This window comes from Dietzia sp. HMSC21D01 (assembly GCF_001815995.1).
In the GTDB taxonomy this organism is placed as follows: domain Bacteria; phylum Actinomycetota; class Actinomycetes; order Mycobacteriales; family Mycobacteriaceae; genus Dietzia; species Dietzia cinnamea.
The window spans coordinates 1-2,627 of record NZ_KV823996.1 but is presented as its reverse complement, the minus strand read 5'-3'; the positions used below and the strand labels follow the sequence as shown (position 1 = coordinate 2,627).

Annotated in this window: 3 protein-coding genes; 1 reads left to right on the top strand and 2 read right to left on the bottom strand. The window is 71.3% G+C overall.

Annotated elements, in window-relative coordinates:
* On the bottom strand, window positions 1–240 hold a 240-nt coding region (locus HMPREF3086_RS12145; RefSeq protein WP_141764078.1), incomplete at its 3' end, for an acyclic terpene utilization AtuA family protein.
* 36 nt (window positions 241–276) lie between these two features.
* Window positions 277–1,827: a succinate CoA transferase gene (locus tag HMPREF3086_RS12140; RefSeq protein ID WP_070722094.1), complete on the bottom strand. Its 1,551-nt coding sequence runs from the start codon at window positions 1,825–1,827 to the stop codon at window positions 277–279.
* 187 nt (window positions 1,828–2,014) lie between these two features.
* On the opposite strand from HMPREF3086_RS12140, the gene HMPREF3086_RS12135 reads away from it, so the two are divergent.
* Window positions 2,015–2,521, top strand: a complete 507-nt coding sequence (locus HMPREF3086_RS12135) for a MarR family winged helix-turn-helix transcriptional regulator (protein ID WP_063971868.1) — start codon at window positions 2,015–2,017, stop codon at window positions 2,519–2,521.
* The last annotated feature ends 106 nt before the right edge of the window (window positions 2,522–2,627 follow it).

Here is a 2,627-nt window from a genome sequence, read left to right as displayed (position 1 = left end):
GGCCCGGCCCGCGCCGAGGCGGTCGAGGCACTCGCCGATCTGCACGAGGGCGGCGCGCTCGTATCCGGGGCCGCCCGCCGCCCGCTGCTCGGCCAGGTCGAGCATCGCCTCGTCGGAGAGCATGTCCAGCGCGAGGACGTCGAGCGACGCCGCCGCGAGGAACTCGGCAGTCGCGCTGGAACGATCCGTCCGCGACGCGGAGACGTTGCCGATGCGTAGGGGCCTCGGGCTGGTCGTCATCGATCCTCCGGGTGCGTCTGTCGGGATGGGGCTCCTCTACTCCAGCATGCTTCCCGTCGCGGCGAAACGGGTGTGGAAGGAGAACGCCTCCTCGAGCATATGCGGGGTGTTGCCGGCGTCGGGCCGGGCGTTCGCCCTGTCGAGGTAGTCGTGGAGCAGCGGCCGGTACGCCGGGTCGGCGCAGTTGTCCACGACGAGGCGGGCGCGCTTGCGGGGGCTGAGCCCGCGCAGGTCGGCCAGGCCGTGCTCGGTGACGATCACCTGGACGTCGTGCTCGGTGTGGTCGACGTGCGGGATCATCGGCACGATCGCCGACACCGCACCGCCCTTCGCGGTGGACGGGCTCAGGAACATTGAGACGTACCCGTTACGGGTGAAGTCGCCGGAACCGCCGATCCCGTTCATGATCCGGGTGCCGCACACGTGGGTCGAGTTGACGTTGCCGTACACGTCCGCCTCGAGCATGCCGTTCATCCCGATGATGCCCAGACGCCGGACGATCTCCGGGTGGTTGCTGATCTCCTGCGGGCGCAGCGTGATGTGATCGCGGTAGAGATCGATGTTGTCGACCAGCTCCTCGAGACCCGCCTGCGACAGGGCCAGCGAGGTGGCCGAGGCGTGCGCGACCTTGCCCTCGCGGATGAGCCGCAGCATGGAGTCCTGGATGACCTCCGAGTAGCAGGTCAGGTCCTCGAACGGCCCGGCCTCCAATCCGGAGAGCACGGCGTTGGCGACGTTGCCGATCCCGGCCTGCAGCGGGAGGAGGCTGCCCGCGGGCATACGCCCGCGCTCGACCTCGTGACGGAAGAACTCCACGACGTGCCCGGCGATGGCCCGGCTGATCTCGTCGGGCTCGGTGAGCGCGCTCGCGGAGTCCTGCCGGTCGGTGGGCACCACGGCGATCACCTTGGCCGGGTCGACCTCGAGATGGGCCTGTCCGATCCGGTCGTCGGGACGGGTGAGCATGATCGGCCGACGCTCGGGCGGCAGCGCGGTGCCGTAGTAGACGTCGTGCATGCCCTCGACGCCCAGCGGCACCCACGAGTTCACCTCGAGGATCACCTTGTCCGCGACATCGAGCCAGGTCTTGTTGTTGCCCAGGGACATCGCCGGGACGAGCTTGCCGTCGTCCGTCACCGCGGCCACCTCGACCACGGCGACGTCCACGTTCCCGTAGTAGCCCTCCCACACCTGCTGCGCGACGTGCGAGAGGTGGATGTCCACGTAGTCCACGCGGCCCTCGTTGATCGCCCGCCGCGCGGTGGGCTCGCTCTGGTACGGCATCCGGAGGTCGACGCCGTCGACCTCCGCGAGCATCGCCTCGGCCTCGTTGCTCACCGAGGCGCCGGTGAGCAGGTTGACGCGGAGCCGGCCGCCCGCCGCGCGGACGGCCCGCATCCGCTCGGCGAGCGCCGGCGCGAACGCCTTGGGGGTGCCAGCACTGGCGAACCCGCTGATCGCGACGGTGTCGCCGTCCTCGATGCGGGAGACGGCCGTGGCGACATCGGTGACGAGGTCCCGGAAGTGCGGATGGCGGATACGCGCCGGGTCGAAAGTCGTTCCCGACTGCTGGACAGCAGATCTCATGCGGTGACCATAGCGTCGGTCACACCGCGAACCCGCGTCGCCGAATCGCCGCGGTCCCCCCAACATGGTGGGGCGCGCGTGCGCCGGACCCGGCTGACGCGGCGGTGCCGGGTCCTCCCTGCGCGGGCCCGTCGGGCGGATAGACTCTCCTGACCGCCCGACCGTCGTGCCCTCCAGGAGTGTGCCCTTGCCCCCCAGGACCACCCCGATCCCCGATCGCATCGACCAGGCACGCGCCAACTGGGAACGCGAGGGCTGGGCCGACGCCGCGCAGGGCATGACCGTCGTGACGTCGGTGATGCGCGCGCATCAGATCCTGCTCGCCCGGGTCGAGGAGACCCTCAGGCCCTGGAACCTGTCGTTCCCCCGCTACGAGCTCCTGCGGCTGCTCGCGTTCTCGCGTTCCGGGGCGCTGCCCATCACCAAGGCGTCGGAGCGCCTCCAGGTACACGTCACCAGCGTCACCAGTGCGATGAAGCGGCTGCTCGACGCGGGCCTGGTCGAACGTCGCCCGCACCCGACCGACGGCCGCACCACGCTGGTCGAGATCACCGACGACGGTCGGCGCGTGGTGGCCGAGGCGACCGCAGCGCTCAACGCCGGCGTGTTCGCCGACCCGGGGATGAGCCCCGACGAGCAGGTGGCCCTCATCGACGCGATCGCCTCCCTGCGCCGGTCCGCCGGCGACTTCTGACCCCGGGGCCCGCGCGGGTGGCCGGGACGAACCACACGCGTCCGCGCCCCGCGAGTACGGCCGGACACACGACACCGCGCCCGGCCCCCTCTCGGGTGGGGCCGGG